Genomic DNA, 17,275 nt, shown 5'->3' on the forward strand with positions numbered 1-17,275 from the left:
CGCCTGCTGCAGGTCATGGGACTCGCGATGGTTCCACCGGCAATTATCGCCTGGTTCGACGTCAAGCACATGCCAGCCAGCGAACACTTCGTCGCGCCTGAGTTCGCCGGCTTCTGGATCGCCATCATTGCGGCCATTTTCTTCGGTACGCTGTTCGCCATTATCTACAAGAAGAACCGAAGTACGCAGACGGTGCGCGAGGGTTTCGCCATTGTCACGCTTGGATGGATCGTGCTGGCCATCTTCGGCAGTGTCCCATTCTTCATTCATTTCCTCTCACAGACCAGTGAATTCACTGCCTACAGCATTATGCACGCCTTTACCAACGGCGTGTTTGAAATCATGTCGGGCTTCACCACGACAGGCTCGACAATTCTCACCGACATTGAGGCGGTGCCCCGCGGATTGCTGTTCTGGCGCAGTCTCACCCACTGGCTGGGCGGCATGGGTATCGTCACGCTGGCCCTGGTCATCTTCCCCGCGCTCGGCGTATCCGGCTACCACATGTTCAAGGGCGAAGTACCGGGTCCCACCACCGAACGCCTGCAGCCGCGTCTGGCCGAAACCGCGAGCATACTCTGGGGTGTATACGCACTGCTTTCATTCGTGGAAACAGTGCTGCTGATGCTGGGCGGCATGGACTGGTTCGACGCACTCTGCCACACCTTCGGCACCATGGCCACAGGAGGATTCAGCACCAAGAATCTCTCCGTCGGCTATTACCAGAATGAATTCATCATCTGGGTGATCATCGTTTTCATGTTTCTCGCGGGTGTGAACTTCCTGCTGCACTACAACGTGCTGAGGGGAAATTACCGCGTGCTGAAAATCGACAGGGAGTTCCGCTTCTACGCCGTGGTCATCGTGGTCGGCATCATCCTCGCAACCGTGATGCTGTACGTGGAGGGACTGCCATCGGTGGATTATTCGCGGACACACTTCCGGCACGACCCGGTGCCCTATGAGGATTTCGCGGCGCACGTACATGGACAGGAAGAAAAAGTACAATCCCTCTACGGCAGTTTCCGGGAGTCCGCCTTCCAGGTCGTATCCATCACAACGACTACGGGGTTCGGAACGGCCGACTTCGACGTGTGGCCAACGACAGTGCGGCTTATGCTCGTGGTCCTGATGTTCTTCGGAGGGTGTGCCGGCAGTACTGGCGGGGGAATGAAAATGATACGCGTACTGATCAATCTGAAAGCCGCCTGGCGGGAGATCATTAAAATGGCGCGGCCCCGCATCATTCGTCCCGTCAAGGTCGGCGGCACCCCGATCGAGGAAGTGCGGGTTGGAAATATCGTCTCGTTCTTTATCCTGTTCCTCTCCCTTTCCATAGTCTCAGCACTGCTGATGACCTTCTTCGTCCCCGACCTTGTCACGGCATTCACCGCGGTCGTAGCCTGCCTGGCGAACATCGGTCCCGGACTCGCAGGTGTCGGTTCCATTGAAAACTTCAACTGGATTCCCATCCCCGGGAAATGGATACTCATCTTCAACATGCTGCTGGGACGGCTTGAGATTTTCACCGTCCTCGTTCTCCTCCGCTCCTCCATCTGGCGGTGACCCTCCCGCCGGCCAGACGTGCATCGGCAGCGTCATTCCCCGAAACGTTCTTCCAGCCAGTCGAATAGCATCTGGTTCAGCAGCGCAATGTTGCCGACGTGGTCATGTGCATCCGCCACATGAATCGATGGCACGCGAATGCTGTCTTTCACTTCCGACGTCACCCGTGATACAAACATGTCCGCCTGCTCCTCCAGCTCGGGATATGCCGCGTCACCATACAGGCAGAGCACCGGACAGTGAATGCGGTACAGCAAGTCCTCCACCGAATACTGACGTGTTGCCTGTATCAGCTCCTGAAGACGTGACACGCCGAAGCGGCGGCACATGTTGAGAACGAACAATTTCATCGTCGTAGGGAGAATACTGTCTGGAAGCTCATGGATATCGCTCAGCGAGACGTCTACTTTTGTCGCGCGCTGTCCGATCAGCGCGAGAAACACGCGATGAATATTGACGAAGGGTGGATTGACAATCAGGGCTTTGATACGTGAATCGAATGCAGCACAGCGCGACGCGAAGTACCCGCCCAGCCCGCTTCCCAGCATGACAAGCTGCTCGTTGTCCACGTCCGTCCTCGTTTCGAGATAATCGAGCGCATCCTTGAGCGGTACTTCAAAGTCATGCCGCAGGTGAGACTCCGCATTCATGCGCATCATGCCGTTCTGCCCGGGCCCCTGGAACACAAAGGCATTGAAACCTCTTCGCACTGCACTGATGGCTGCGTAGAAATACTGTTCTTCGCCGCTGCTTTCGATGCCGGGGACGAGAACAATAGTGGGACGCGCCTTACCACTGCTGTCAGGTGCAAAGAAGTAGCACGGGTAGCTATGCGTGTCGCCAGGGATCGATACGATTTCCGCATGATGCATGAGCAGCGGCATCGCCTTTTCAAAGCAATCCGCAGATTTCATACCTTCGCGCCGAAAATCCTCTCCTCCGATGAGAGCATAATATTCAGCGGCATGGTAATAGATGGTCGCACGAAGAAAAGACTCCTTCGCGCTGACCTCATGTCCCTTTGCAAGAGCCTCGTCGCCTGCCTTCTCAACAGTCTGGGCAAGTTCTTCCCACGACTGCACCCAGCCGGGAAGATTCCATTCCGTCATGGTAACGGCAACACTGTAGCACTCACCAAAGGTGGCACCACCATATGTGATCAACCCCAGCTGCCGCAGGAGCTTTGTTTCAAACGCAGAATTTTCAAGAATCGGAGGAGGGAACTGCTCGAAAGCACTATCATCTTGCATATTCGCTCTCTCAGGTGGAGTGAAATGCTGTAGCTCGCGACCATCTTATATCATGGGGCTAAAGACGGCGAACCTCGTGGATGCGAATACCCATGCAAAAACCAGGCCGATTCTGTCAGCACTGTAAACACTTGTTATGAGGGATTTTCCACACAAAAAACTGTGAAAATTCCGAACACAACGTGAATATTCTCCACGTCATTTCCGGCGTTTTCTCTTGAATTCGGAATGCATATGTACTGAAAATGTGATATAATGAAGGAAAGATCCTGTCTTTCAATCGGAGGTTTTCTATGCGCAAAGCTGCTACTCTGCTTGCTGTTGCCATTGCTGTACTCTTTACCACCTCACTGCAGGCCCAGATCGTCACCGCGGACAACGTGATCATGCGTATCCGTTCAGTGTGCAACCAGGGGCAGGGTGGTTCACTTGTGGCATCACTCGACATATACCCGCGATCGCACGCCTGGGCACCGCCCTACGGACGCATCGGCGGTTTTTCTTCTGTGTTCACGTTCACGAGTTCAAAGCTGGTGTTTCAGGGTGCATCACAGCGATACAATACCGGTTACTGGGGCGCTCCCTACCGCAGTCAGGCATTTGGCACATCGGCCTGGTTCAATCAGCACGCGCATACCGGCAACCCTGGGTCTGCTCTTCCTGTGACGGACCAGTACTTCACCGTGACGAAAGACTGTCAGGGAAATGACCTCAACGATGGGTTTTACGAGCTCATGCGCTATGAAATGACCATTCTCCCGACGGTGAATGGAACCGTGACCCTGGGTCTGTATGATGCGCGTCCCTACAAGACAATCAATTACCAGCAGAACGTGCAGATGTCCTGCATTTTCAATGCAGATCTGACGCTCAACGTCAACGACTCCGTCGAGATCGTGCAGGGGCTTGTCATCCCTGTGGATCTGAGTGCCTTCAACGTGACCGGCCGCGCCGACGGCAGCATGATGCTGAGCTGGCGCACGGAGACGGAGACCTCCAATCTCGGTTTCGAAATCGAACGAGGCGATGGAGTGAACTTTCAGCAGATCGGTTTCGTCCATGGGAATGGAACGACCACCGAAGCCAATACCTATACCTGGATTGATGAGAACCCGGTTGCAACCGGGAACAGTAATGTCGTGTACTACCGGCTGCGTCAGGTCGACACCGACGGCACGTCGATGTACAGCGAAATTCAGAGCGCCGAGATCCAGCCCAATATGGTAGCACTCGAGCAAACCTACCCCAGTCCGGTTCCCGTGGGCAAGGGCACAAACATTCCCTTCACCCTGGCAGTGCCGGGCACAGTTCATCTCGCGGTATATAATTCTCTCGGTCAGTGTGTCGCCACACTGCTCGACGGTGAATTACGTCAGGCAGGACGCCATGTCATAGAATGGAATACGCGTGGCAGCAACGGCGCAGCGCTGACGGCGGGCATGTACTTCGTGCGTTTCTCTACCAATATCGGCGGTGAGGAAATTAATGCGAGCCAGCAGCTGGCCGTGATTCGCTGATCTTTGTCAAATATCCTGATTCCCGGTGCGGCGGACTTCGGTCCGCCGCTTCTGTTTTCGGGATGCGCCAACATTTCGTATTTTGGTATTCCGGACACGAAGTTCCTTCACGATTGACGAGATATCCCATGTCGCATCTAGCATCCACTGATCCTCAGCTTCACGAAATCATTCAGCACGAAACCGAACGCCAGATCAACAAGCTGCAGCTCATCGCATCCGAGAACTACGCGAGTCCCTCGGTCATTGAGGCAACCGGCAGCGTACTGACCAACAAGTATGCCGAAGGGTACCCCGGCAAGCGGTATTACGGCGGCTGCGAGTACGTTGACCAGGCGGAAGACCTCGCCCGCGAACGCCTGTCAAAGCTGTTCGGTGCGGAATACACCAACGTGCAGCCGCATTCCGGCGCGTCGGCGAACCAGGCGATATACTTCACCTTCGTCAAGCCGGGCGACAAAGTACTTGGCATGGATCTGGCACACGGCGGACACCTGACGCACGGTTCTCCGGTGAACTTCTCCGGAAAACTCTACGACATCATTTCCTATGGCGTCGGCAAGGAAAGCGGCACCATCGATCTCAATGAGGTCGAAGACAAGGCGATGAAGGAGAAACCCAAGCTGATCATTGTCGGTGCGAGTTCCTATCCCCGCAACATCGACTACAAGGCTTTCCGTGAAATCGCCGATCGCGCGGGCGCCTATCTCTGGGCCGACATTGCACATCCTTCCGGATTGATTGCAGCCAGGCTGCTCAACGATCCGATGCCGCATTGCCATGTCGTCACATCGACAACGCACAAGACGCTGCGCGGTCCCCGTGGCGGTATCATCATGATGGGCAAGGATTGGGAAAACCCGTTCGGTATCGTCGCCCCGAAATCAGGTCGCACCAAGATGATGTCGGAAGTGCTCGACAGTGTTGTGATGCCGGGTATTCAGGGCGGACCGCTCATGCATGTGATTGCCGCCAAGGCCGTGGCATTCGGCGAGGCGCTGCAGCCTTCCTTCCTGACCTACCAGAAGCAGGTCAAGGCGAATGCCGCACGACTTGCGGAACTGATGGTCGGCAATGGTTTCAACCTGATCTCCGAGGGAACGGACAATCACCTCATGCTCATCGACCTCCACAACAAGGAAGTCACAGGCAAGGAAGCCGAAAACGCCGCTGAACGTGCCGGCATCACGCTCAACAAAAACATGGTACCGTTCGACGATCGCTCACCGTTCGTAACCAGTGGCATTCGCATCGGGACCGCAGCCATTACGACACGTGGCTTCCGTGAGAATGACATGGAATTCGTGGCCGACATGCTGAACACCGTCATCAGTAACATTAATGATGAAGCGGTACTCGACGGTGTGCGTGAGAAGGTGAAGGATTACTGCTCGAAGTTCCCCCTGTATACGGATCTGACGGACTGACGCATCCCGAACGCGTCCCGTCCCTTTCCATTTGTCGCCCTGTTCCGGCTTGCCCGGGACAGGGCGTTTTCTAATCCATGAGGTGAAGCGGTTTCCGCATCGCCATGCCGTATCCCCGCACATACCCGGTATTCGCATATCGTATCGACTGCAGTAGAGCGAGGAGAGCCAGTCCTGCCAGGGCCCAGGCGCGGCAGAGTCGGCGCCGCAATCCTTTCGCTTCCCGATAGCTGAGCTGGCGCATCGCGTAAACATACAGCGCCTGGGTGACCGTGCTGTTTTCACGGTTGCGCGGGTCGGGCACATGCGAATACCGGGCGGATGCAAGCAATCGCAGGCGTCCGCGCTGCGAGAGCTCGGAGGTAAACCATGCATCCTCACCGAAACAGCGTCCTGTCTCCAGATCGAGGGGACGCCCTGAAAACAGTGCGGGATCGAAGCGAATATCCCTCGCGGCTTCTGCGCGAAATGAGAGCACGGTTGAAGGCAGAATTCCGGCGTCGCCCGCGGCGGAAGCATGAATATTGAAGTCCGGAAATCCCGAACACAGGAAACGGTTTCGACCACGATCCGTCTGCAGCAGGAAAATCTTCCGGAACAGCAGTTCGAGCCCCTCCGACCGCGCTTCCATCTGTTGCACACCACCGATACCCACCACATCGACTTCGGCGGAAAATGCATCCAGGATCACCTCACAGTACTGCTTGTCGAGCACTGCGTCGTCGTCGAGAAATGTCAGAATGTCTCCGGTGGCGGATTCCAGCCCGAGGTTTCGCTGCACCGCCATCCCCGCGGTGCTCTGCAGTCGCTGTAACCGGAAGGGCCACGCTTCCCCTGTCTGCGGCTGGAAGCGATGTTCTCCTGCTTCGACAAGTATCACTTCGTCCGGCACCCTGTGTTGGCTGCGCAGCATCTCGAGAGCATGCCTGGCGGTCTGAGGTCGATTCATCGTGATGATAATAATGGAATGCGTCATCCCTGCCTGTCATCCTCGACGGCTTCTGCGAGCCAGCCGCCTGCGCGCACGTCATCCCAGAACGCGGGGTACGATTTGCTGACTGTCCACGGACGTGTAACGATAAGCGGCGTCTCGGCAGCGAGCGTAAGCAGCACCGCGGCCATGACCAGGCGATGATCCCCTTGTGTTTCAAACATTGACCCCGGCCGAATCGAATGGCCTGGATCAATCCGCAGCGCGGCCTCCTCAGCCACGGCATTGATGCCCACGGCGCGAAGCGACGCAGCAAGTCCGTCAAGCCTGTCCGATTCTTTGAAGCGAAGGTGAGCGACACCTGTAAAACGCACTGGATAGGCCACCGTCACGGCAGCGACAGCCAGAACGGGGAGCAGATCAGGAACCGCATGCAGATCAAGCTCCACAGGCTTCCTCCTCGCTTCGCGAAGCTGAGAAAGATATTGATCCACCTCGGAATCGGGCTGACGCGGGACGCGCGCCTTGCGCCCGGGCTCCGCGGGATGACCGAGAAAGTGTGCGACGCTCCACACCGCACGCGAACTCGCATCGCATTGAATATCCATCGTCAGTTTCTCTTCAAGCCGTGTTGTCGGATTCAATGCAATCAGGCTCTTCTTGCGAATGACATCTACACCGGCCTGCTCAAGCATCGCAAGGGTTAATTCGAAATATGCCGGCGAAACCGGCTCTCCCATCAACCGAAGCGTGAAAGGCCGTTCGGATCCGGCCGCCAGCAGCGCAATCGCGGAGGCATATTGGGAAGACTCCGCGACATCCACCGAGAAGGATGCAGGGAATTGCTCCCAACCCTGGACAACAAATCCCTGTCCCGACAGATCATCAAATCTCTCAATGGCGGCCCCGGCGCTGCGCAGGGAGTTGATGAGTGACTCATGGGGACGCCGCATCAGTGCCGGTGCGACAACGATTTTTGTCCTTGTCCTGCTCGTCGCGCAAAGTGCAAGCAGAAAGCGAAGCGTCGTACCGCCCTCACCGGCATGCACGGTACGCATATCGCTGGATGTCGCCTGGGATGAAGTACCCGCGGCACGGTCGGAGACAAAGCCTTTCTCCGACTCATCAAGCGGGTAGCCGAGCTGCTGCAGTGCGGCCGTCATACTGCGAACATCATCCGCTGCACTCTTGCCCACAACGGTGCTGCGTCCCTTCCGCTGCGCCGCGATGATGAGCGCACGGTTCAGTTCTGACTTGCTGGCGTCGAGCGTCTGTTCGAGATTGCGCGGACTGTTCAGCGACACACGAAGTGAAGAAGATTGAAATTGCCGCACTTCCTGCTCGAGTGCATCGATCCAGTCGTCAGCACTGATATCAGTATGGACATGCGGATCACCAGGTGCGTGAAGCAGTACGGATCGCAGTGTGCCGTGGCTGCGCTTCTTGTCCCGCAGCATTGCTGCATGGAGGACCTCCCGTGAAGGGAGCGTGCCAATTGGAACAAGCAGCGGCAGCAGCGTCGCGCGGCAATGCTGCATGTCTCGATCCGACATCCCGAAACGCTCGGAAAACCGGAGGGAGGCGGCCATGCCCCACGCCACGGAAGCACCATGACCGAGTCCCGTAACAAGCTCGAGCGCATGGCCCAGTGTGTGGCCGAGATTCAGCACCGTCCTCACCCCCTCTTCCTCGCGTGGATCTTCAGACACGATGCGATGTTTGATGGATACCGCCGTTTCGATCATGTTGCCGAGCTGCGCCGATATCGTGGACCAGGGTGCGAATACCACTTCCTGCATGATTTCCGTGTTCAGCGCGTGCACACTTCCGGCGTCGCCGAGCCATAGCGCCTTCAGTAGTTCGACCACCCCTTCGCGCCGCTGTCGTACCGGCAGGGACGACAGGAATTGCTCGACGATGAGAATGCGGCTTGCGGGATAGAAGGTACCGAGCTGGTTCTTGGCGGACCCGAGATTCACCGCCGTTTTCCCGCCATGGGCGGAATCTACCATCGCCAGCAGTGTGGTCGGTACCTGCCAGAGTGTTACACCACGCCAGAGTATGCTCGCCAGGAACCCGACGGCATCCCCGACGCTGCCTCCACCCACGGCGACAAGCGTCAGCGGCTTGCTGCTGCGCCTGCGCAGGACGGAGGTGGCCAGCTCCTCGATGCTGGCAAGAGATTTAAGCCGTTCTCCGGCTTCGACAAGGATTGGATCGGGAAACGCGCGCAGCACCGGTTCAGGCAACCTGCGATCCGCAACGACGACGGCATCGTGCGGAAAAGTGTCGGATTCAATCACTGCCATGCGCTGGATTTCAGGTGGCACGTATGCCGGAGATGACATTGTGGCCTCGCTGCGTCTGTTCGGTTGGTTGGGCAATATAAGAAAAAGGCGGTCCGCGGACCGCCTTTTTACCTGTTTTCAGCTGATATCAACGGAACATTTCTTCCACTGGAACGATGGAAATGTTCTCACGTGCGATGTCGAGCGGGTAGGCTTCGATGATCTTGTCCTCCTCGAGAACCTCCTCCGGTTTGGGGGTGTCATAGGTCACAGGACTCGGTGTATCAGCTGCCAGCTCATCCGCGAACTCCTGCGCTCCCATGGTCACCATGGCAATGCGGAGATTCTTGTATTGCAGGTGTTTGCGAATCGCGGCGTTGACCTCATCGAGCGTCAGTCCGGCGATGTGCCGGCGGAACATCTCGATATAGTCCCCGTCGATCCCGTAAAATTTGCTGTCGATGGCATACCCGAGACGGCCCATGGTTGTTGTCGCATAGTGCAATGCATATTTGTCGAGGAACTGCTGGGTAAGCGCAAACTCTTCCTGCGTCATGCCACTGTCTACCACATGCTGCAGTTCACGTATCGCCGCCCGCAGCGCGAAGTGTCGATGCTGATGCTGCACGGGACGCAGCCAGATTTCAAACAGCTGCTGCCTGCGGGCATGATTCGGTGCGGGCATGTGCCTGCTGCCGCCATTGGGAAAAATCTCGATATACGAGTAGTCTCCATAGTTCATGCCGCGCGCCTCGCGTATCACCTGGTAGAGATGCGAAGAAGAATTGCGGTGTTCGCCGAACCAGGAATTGAACAGCGCCAGCGCCCAGAAATCCTCGTCCCCGCGCAGCACATCGATCGGGAAACCGAAGCTGATGGCGGTGGCGTTGCATTCCTTTTCAACGAGAAGGACATGGCGTCCCTCGACAGGAATCGGCGCCGGTGCGCCCGGCTGCACGGTTTTCCCCTCGGGCAGCTGCATTTCGAAATCCCGTTCCAGGGTCGCGACCAGCGTATCTGCGTAGCCACCACCGAGCCCGATGACCACGTTGTCACGGGTAAACCAGGTGTTGTAAAAGGTGCGTACATCGTCGAGCGTGATGGCTTCGAGGCTGCTGACCGTGCCGAGATCAAGATGTCCATACGGCGTACCCTCGTAGACGAAGTTGTAGAACGCCGCCTTTCCGAGTTCCTCGTCGCTCGAATAGCGAAGAGACTTTTCGATACTGTTGATCATGTCGGTCTTGATGCGCGTAAAATCGTCTTCGGCAAACTTCGGGTGCAGCAGGGCATCGATGAAGTACGGATAGTAATCCTGGAGATTATCTTTGTGCACACGCCCGATAAATACCGTCATTTCCTTGTCAACAGTCACGTAATAGGATGCCGCCATCGGGTACAATGCCGAGAGAATGTCCTCATAGCTATGTTTCTCCGTTGCACCCTCGACCATCATGGATGCCGTGAGAGCGGCCAGTCCTTCCTTGCCGCCGGGATCGTTCTGGGATCCGGTCTTGAACCAGATTCGGAAAGAAATGGTCGGATCGTCCTTCACCGGGAGCAATACGGTGCTTTCGGAGGAGGGAACGCTGCAGGAAGTCATGAGCAGTCCGATAATGAAAATGGACAGAATTGAGATTGCTTGCAGTTGTTTCATGGTCATTTCCTCCCCTTCAACGTTGCGATGGTGCGCTTCTCGGGTGTCAGATACGTAGACACGGCCTGTCGAATATCGTCGGGCGTAATCTGGTCGTACGTCGCATACAGCGTATTGACCACATCGATGCCACCGGTGAGCGCAACGAACCGCGCGAGTCCGCCTGCCACCGCATCAGGCGTGTCCAGATCCATGAGGAAACTGTACTTGAGCCGCTTCTTGATATCGGTGAGCTGCTTCTCCGTCACCGGCGTGTCGCGAAATGCCGCGATAGTCTTGTCAATTTCCTGACGCACCATCTCGATATCCGACTCGTTCTTGATCATCGCATAGATGCTCCAGAGTTTGGGATCGCGGTTAAATCCGAAATCCGCCCCGATGAACTGGAGCTTCTGTTCCTTCAAAACCAGTTTTTTATAGATGTCGCTGCTTTCCCCGAAGAGCAGTTCACCGAGCATCGAGCCGGCGACCACGAGCCGGTTTCCGGCGTCGAGCGCGGGACTCTTGTAGGAAACCACCATGAGTGGCAGGGTCTTGCCGTCGTATCGGATATTGACGCTGCGCTCCCGTTTCTGCTCGGGTTCCGGGGTGATGTCCGGTTTCGCATACCCGGCTTTCCACTCTCCGTAATAACTGCGGATGAGCTTCATCGCATTCTCGCTGTTGAAGTCTCCCGCGAGCATGAGCACGACATTGTCCGGACGGTAATAGCGGGAAAAGAAATCCCTGCTGTACTGATACATGGTGGGCATTGCCTCGATATCGGCTTCGAAACCGATGGTTGTATGCCCGTACGTATGGCGGGTAAACGCCGTCTTCATCAGGTCTTCGAAGAGCACCGCCCAGGGATTGCTGCGGTTCTTCCGGTATTCACCATACACGGCACCGGCCTCTGTCTGAAATGCGGCTTCCTCATAATCGAGATGCTGGAAACGGTCGCTCTCGAGTTTGATGACGGTTTCCAGGTCTTCCGACGCAAACGACATATGGTAGCAGGTGTAATCATCCGTGGTATATGCGTTGGCATCCGCACCCATTTCAGTGACCATACGGTCGTAAACTTTCGCGGGATAGTTTTTCGTGCCGCGAAACATCATGTGTTCGAAAAAGTGCGCAAAACCCGTCTTTCCTTGTTCGTATTCATCCCGTGCACCTGTACGCACGACGCTGTAATACGACATGAGTCCGCCCGATTCCATGGGAATCATGATAACGGTCAGTCCGTTGTCCAGCGTTTCAACACGGTACTCGTACGGAAATGCGCCGTTTCCTCCCGCTTCAGCCATGAGCGGCGCCCCGCACAACAGCAGTACCGTCAATGAGAACAGTAGAAGTCTCACAGTGTGTCTCCATTGTTGGGAATAGTTTGTGACAGATCATAGATCATGTAATGTAACGATCCGCGGCCTGCTTCGGAAACATTCACATCATCAGCACGGCGGAGCTGAGCAGGCTGTTTCGGATCCCACCGGCTGTTTCGGAACCCGCGGGTTGCATTCTGGTGGGCATTTCTGTATACATGCATTTCCCGTCACCAGCAATAGAGACCACGCAGCAGGATCGCCATGCAACTGACGTCAGAACAGCGTGAAGCACTTCAGGAACTCCTTCGCAATCCCGCACTCGATGCCGAGCGGCAGCGCAACGCCCGCCTGCTTCTCATGTATGACGAGGGCAGGGTCACAAGGGAAATCGCCGCTGAGGTGGGATTATCCGAGAGCCGCACACGCTACTGGCGCAAGCAGTTCGAGCGCAGCGGCATGCACATGTTTGACGAAGACTACGTCCCGCCGCGTCGCGCGGGAACAGGTAAAGCGAAACAGACACACGAACCATTGCTGACATCCGAACAACAGGAGCATTTGCGCGCCCTTCGCGCCGGCGACATCGATGACGACATTGCGCGCCGCGTAGATATCCTGCTTTCATATGCAGACGGGAAGGAAACACGCAGCATCGCGGAAGAAGTCGGACTCTCTCCGAGCCGTACACGTTACTGGCGCAAGGCGTTTGAGCGCGATGGGATGTCAATAATCGCGGAGACTTCACCGTCGGTGCCGGAGAACGCACCCGAACGCGCGGGCTCGCAGAACGCAGCCGCCAGCGCGGGCTCGCAGAACGCAGCGACGGAGACAAAGAAGAAGAAAAAGCTACCGGGATTGCAGCGCTTCGACAGCTTTTCGGAGGCGGGACGCAAGGTGCTGCGCCTGCATTTCGAGGAGATGCTCGCACACGGGGGCAGCGAGGCACTGGGTGAAGATATTGAAATCGTCCACCGGATGCGTGTCGCAACACGGCGTATGCGCTCTGCCTTCGACGTATTCGACGGGGCATTCACCGAGAAGACCGTGCGCCGTTTCCGCAAGCCGCTCAAGCGGACCGGGAAAGTTCTCGGCAGTGTGCGCGATCTGGATGTGCTGCTCGAACATATGCGCACATACGCCGCCACGCTGAAAGAAAATGACGCTGCAGCCTTTCGTCCCCTGCTCCACGCCTGGGAAGAAGAGCGGCAGCGGCATCTCGCGACACTGCGTTCATACCTGGATTCAGACGCGTACCGCGATTTCTGCAGGGAGTTCGCCGCCTTCGCCGAAACCCCCGGCAAGGGCACTGTCGAACAGACTGAAATTGTCGCCGGGGTGCAGAAACGCATCGTGCATATTGCGCCTGTCCTCATCATGGAACGGCTGACCGACATCCTCGCTTTCGACCACGAGCTGGGAACCGCCAGTCTCGACCGGCTGCATGCTCTGCGCATACAGTGCAAGAAACTGCGCTACACGATGGAGTTCCTCCAGGAGCTGCTCGGAAATGATGTCAAAAAGCTTATCAAACATGTGACAGATATGCAGGACTATCTCGGACACCTGCAGGACGATCAGACAGCAGGACAGATGATCACCGCCTTTGTGCAGGACCTTGATCAGCGTCAGTCAGAGCTTCCCTTCGCAGAGCGGCTCAACGCTGCCCCTCTGCTCACCTACCTGGCGGACCGGCAGGCGCGCAAACATGACCTGTTGACAAATTTCCCTGCTGCATGGGAAGACTTCCTGGCCAGGGATTTTCGCAGCAAGCTTCTGAAGGCATTGCTGGCACTCTGAGCACCCCTGCAATGGCTGCTGGCATTCACGCGAAGGGAGCCATGGTCAGAGCAGCATCCAGGCAATGAGGACCAGGCCCGTCAGCAGCACCAGCCCGAATCCGGGAAGTGTGAATTTCCGCAGCGACGCCGCGCCCAGGGAGAACGCGATGGAAGCCTTCACTATGGTATTCACGACAACAGCGATGAGAATGGCCGTAGAAGCGGTCGCCTCCGAAACAGCGTCCTTCGCAAGATTGGCCATCGACAGCGTTATGGCGTCGACGTCCGTCAATCCCGCCAGTCCTGCCGCGAGAAACACTCCCCCACTTCCGAGATATTCCTGCGCCGCCTTTGAAACGAAAATGATCACTGCGAAAATCAAACCGAATTTTACGGCGGACATCAGTTCAAAAGGATTCTTAAGATCAACGTCGGAGCTGGCCTGTGACCGTTTCCGCATCAGGAGGAACAGGCTGGCCGCGACACCGCTTGCCGTGAGTATGGCAATCATGGGCCAGATAAAGGCGAGCAGTGACTGATTGACGACGGCGACCTCAACCAGGATGCGGGGGTACATGATTGTACAGGCGAGTATGATCGCTGACGCGAACGTATTGCCGAGTTCCGGCGCTTCTTTGCTTTTCTGGGAAAACGAGAGCGTCACGGCCGTGCTGGAAACGAGTCCCCCCATCATCCCCGTCAGAGACAATCCCTTCTTCGACCCGAACACTTTCACCAGTACATATCCCGCGAAGCTGATTCCCGCAATCAGCACGACCATATACCACACCTGGCGGGGATTGAGCACGTCGAGCGGTCCCATCGTCGTATCCGGCAGGATGGGGAGAACGATTGCCGTAATGATGGCGAACTTCAGCGCGGCGTAAATGTCCTCCTCCTGCACGCGTCCCACCAGTCGATGCAGCGGGTCCTTGAGCGAAAGAAAAAGGGTAAGGACAACACTGGAGGCAATCGCGACCGCGATCAGATCCAGGTGAATGAGCATGCCGAACACGAACACCAGCAGCGCCGCAACCTCGCTGGTCGCACCATGCGCACCCTGCTTCGCCTCGAGGTAATACGAAAGCGCGACGAGTACGATGAATCCGGCAGTCAGTACCGCCGTAAGCCAGGGTCCCATGACGGAGCCAAGCAGGGCTGCAAGAAAACCGAGCAGACCGATAAGCGGAAAAGTGCGAATACCCGCAAACAGGCGTTCGTCGTCGTTCCGTGCTCTCTCGCGTTCAACCCCGACCAGCAGTCCCACCAGCAGCGCAATGCCCGCTTTCTCGAAAATCATGGGCAGTGTCATGTCCGGGATCTGAGTCTGGAGCAGAAGGAGTGGCATCACGTTCATCTCATACCTTGCAGATGGATTTCTCTGAATATAGAAGGCTGACCGCGGAGAACAAACCCTGCCCGTATGCGAAGGGAACAATCCCGTCGCTGATGTGTCTCCTCCCTGTCACCAGCGAGAGGAGCCCCCCGTGAAAAAAATCCTGTATTGCATTCTTATTGGCATGCTTGCGCTGCCCTGCCATCTGGAGGCGGGACGCCTGTATGCGAGAGTCAGTGGAAAGGCCTCTCCGATCTACAACCTCGAGCAGACGGAGGTCCACACCGCCGTACGCATCGACGACAGGCTGGCCACCACGCATGTTGACGAACGCTTTTTCAACGATACCGGACTGGAGCTTGAAGGGTTCTATGTGTTTCAGCTTCCTGAAGGTGCACGGGTGGATGGACTCTGGATGTGGGTGGATGGCGAGCGATATGTATTCAAGGTCCGCCGTAAGGAAGAAGCCGAGGCCCTGTATGATTCGTTGAAAAATCAGGGCGTGGGTGATCCCGCCATACTCAGTTCCCTGGGAAGCAATCGATTCCAACTGCGCATTTTCCCACTTCGTCCCGGCGAAGTCCGGCGCATCGAACTCGAGTATTTCCAGCTGCTGCCCGTTGATGAGAGCGGCACGATTCGCTTTTTCTACCCGATGAACCAGAGCGGCTACCAGCACGCCCCTGTGGCGGTGCTCGACATGCACCTTGAGCTGACCATGCAGGCTCCAATCCTTGATCTGCAGAGCAATTTCGACGGAAATCCCACGATACAGACACGCACGGAATACAGTGACAGACATATCGCAGTTGATTTCGGGAGTGAAAATATTCTGATCGAGCAGGACTATGTTCTGACCTGGAAACTTGACGGTTGGGATAAAAAACTTTTCGTCCTTACCCATGGATCCGCCGCGGATCCAGACAGCAGCTTTTTCCTGGCGTGGTTTCCGGACCAACTTTCCGAGGAGGATATTATCCCGGTCGACTATATCCTTGCGCTTGACGCATCCGGCAGCATGTGCGGTCTGCGTGAGCAATTGCTGCGAGAGCTTCCCGCTCATATCATCCCGCGCATGCGTCCCATGGACCGGCTGCATATGATGCTGTTCAATCAGGAAGTCGCGCACTGGCCGTCGGATACGACACTGCAATTCCAGGATTCCATACTCCTCGCAAGCGTCAACCAGTTTCTCGGCCACCTGTATCGGCCGACGGGTATTACGGATTACGAACAGGTGCTGAGCAGCATTGCAACTCTGGCGCTGCGGGATGAAGCCATCACACGCTGCGTGTTCGTCAGTGATGGACTCGTGAATCGCGGGGCAAAGGGTTCACTGGACCTGCTGGCGGCACTGGCGGTGGAGAACCACAGTGTGATGTTTTCACCGGTGTGCATCTATACCGATCATATCGAAGCAATGTACGATCTCGCGCATCTTTCTTCCGGCGACATCTGCACTCTGGACCAGGGCATGGAGGTCGACGACATGTTCAAACGCTTCACGTATGCGTGGAGCACCGAGGCGGTGGTGGACCTGTCACTGCAGTTCCCGCAGGGGACGATGGACATCACACCCCGGCACCGGGATGTTGCCGTGCTGCAGGCCAGTGCTGCCACGGGCAGATTCACACACACGCTCTCGGGCGATGCCATTCTCCGCTACAGGCTGCAGGGCGACGACCAGCCTGTCGAAAAACGACGCTCCATGATCCTCTGGAGAGACACCACTTCCCAGGAACAGATTGCGAGGTACTGGGCGGCGGCGAGAATTGAGGAACTCTGTGACACTCTGCGCTATATGGAAGATTCAACATCGATACGGGAGGAGGTCATTCGGCTCAGTGAGAAATACAACGTCATCAGTCCCTTCACCGCATTCATCGTTTACAAGGATGTCGATCCAGGTGGTATGACGGCTCTGCACAGCGTCGCCGAACTGCATTCCCTGCGCCTCGATCAGAACTATCCGAATCCATTCAATCCCACAACAACCATATCCTTCTACCTGCCTGGCGCCGGACAACTCAGGCTGTGCGTCTATGACGCGTCAGGTCGCCTTGTTGACGTGCTCGCGGAAGGTTTTTTCCCGGCAGGTGATCATCGTGTCACATGGGACGGCAGAGACAGCCATGGCCGGATCCTTCCGTCAGGCAGTTACTACTGCGTGCTCTCGAGCGGCGGTGCACGGCGCGTGATCACCATGTCTTTTATCAAGTAG

Annotated in this window: 11 protein-coding genes; 5 read left to right on the forward strand and 6 right to left on the reverse strand. The window is 56.6% G+C overall.

Annotated elements, in window-relative coordinates; genetic code table 11:
* The first annotated feature begins 15 nt into the window (after positions 1-15).
* A complete protein-coding gene (locus KQI65_10570) occupies positions 16-1,566 on the forward strand; it encodes a TrkH family potassium uptake protein (GenBank protein ID MCB2205183.1) in 1,551 nt (516 codons plus the stop codon).
* Between the two features lie 32 nt (positions 1,567-1,598).
* On the opposite strand, the gene KQI65_10575 is transcribed toward KQI65_10570, so the two are convergent.
* Complete coding sequence (locus KQI65_10575) at positions 1,599-2,816, reverse strand: hypothetical protein (GenBank protein MCB2205184.1); 1,218 nt, start codon at positions 2,814-2,816, stop codon at positions 1,599-1,601.
* 293 nt (positions 2,817-3,109) lie between these two features.
* On the opposite strand from KQI65_10575, the gene KQI65_10580 reads away from it, so the two are divergent.
* Both KQI65_10580 and KQI65_10585 read left to right on the forward strand, forming a co-directional pair.
* The gene (locus KQI65_10580) at positions 3,110-4,333 is read left to right on the forward strand and encodes a hypothetical protein (protein ID MCB2205185.1); all 1,224 of its coding nucleotides are present in this window, start codon (positions 3,110-3,112) and stop codon (positions 4,331-4,333) included.
* A 128-nt stretch (positions 4,334-4,461) separates the two neighbouring features.
* Positions 4,462-5,760 carry a serine hydroxymethyltransferase gene (locus tag KQI65_10585; GenBank protein MCB2205186.1) on the forward strand — a complete coding sequence of 433 codons (1,299 nt, stop codon included), beginning with the start codon at positions 4,462-4,464 and terminating at the stop codon, positions 5,758-5,760.
* 70 nt (positions 5,761-5,830) lie between these two features.
* Here KQI65_10585 and KQI65_10590 read toward each other — a convergent pair whose 3' ends face one another.
* From KQI65_10590 to KQI65_10605, 4 genes are all read right to left on the reverse strand, one after another.
* Entirely contained in the window at positions 5,831-6,709 is an 879-nt protein-coding gene (locus KQI65_10590; GenBank protein ID MCB2205187.1) for a glycosyltransferase family 2 protein, read from the reverse strand.
* Between the two features lie 23 nt (positions 6,710-6,732).
* Positions 6,733-9,039 (reverse strand): hypothetical protein, encoded by a 2,307-nt coding sequence (locus KQI65_10595; protein MCB2205188.1) that lies wholly within the window; start codon positions 9,037-9,039, stop codon positions 6,733-6,735.
* An 88-nt stretch (positions 9,040-9,127) separates the two neighbouring features.
* Positions 9,128-10,627 (reverse strand): insulinase family protein, encoded by a 1,500-nt coding sequence (locus KQI65_10600; GenBank protein MCB2205189.1) that lies wholly within the window; start codon positions 10,625-10,627, stop codon positions 9,128-9,130.
* Between the two features lie 11 nt (positions 10,628-10,638).
* Positions 10,639-11,976 carry an insulinase family protein gene (locus tag KQI65_10605; protein MCB2205190.1) on the reverse strand — a complete coding sequence of 446 codons (1,338 nt, stop codon included), beginning with the start codon at positions 11,974-11,976 and terminating at the stop codon, positions 10,639-10,641.
* Between the two features lie 225 nt (positions 11,977-12,201).
* Here KQI65_10605 and KQI65_10610 point away from each other — a divergent pair, with 225 nt between their 5' ends.
* Complete coding sequence (locus tag KQI65_10610; protein ID MCB2205191.1) at positions 12,202-13,737, forward strand: CHAD domain-containing protein; 1,536 nt, start codon at positions 12,202-12,204, stop codon at positions 13,735-13,737.
* 45 nt (positions 13,738-13,782) lie between these two features.
* Here KQI65_10610 and KQI65_10615 read toward each other — a convergent pair whose 3' ends face one another.
* A complete protein-coding gene (locus KQI65_10615; GenBank protein MCB2205192.1) occupies positions 13,783-15,069 on the reverse strand; it encodes an MgtC/SapB family protein in 1,287 nt (428 codons plus the stop codon).
* A 136-nt stretch (positions 15,070-15,205) separates the two neighbouring features.
* Here KQI65_10615 and KQI65_10620 point away from each other — a divergent pair, with 136 nt between their 5' ends.
* The gene (locus KQI65_10620) at positions 15,206-17,275 is read left to right on the forward strand and encodes a hypothetical protein (GenBank protein MCB2205193.1); all 2,070 of its coding nucleotides are present in this window, start codon (positions 15,206-15,208) and stop codon (positions 17,273-17,275) included.

Source organism: bacterium (genome assembly GCA_020444325.1).
Lineage (GTDB): Bacteria > Bacteroidota > Ignavibacteria > SZUA-365 > SZUA-365 > BM516.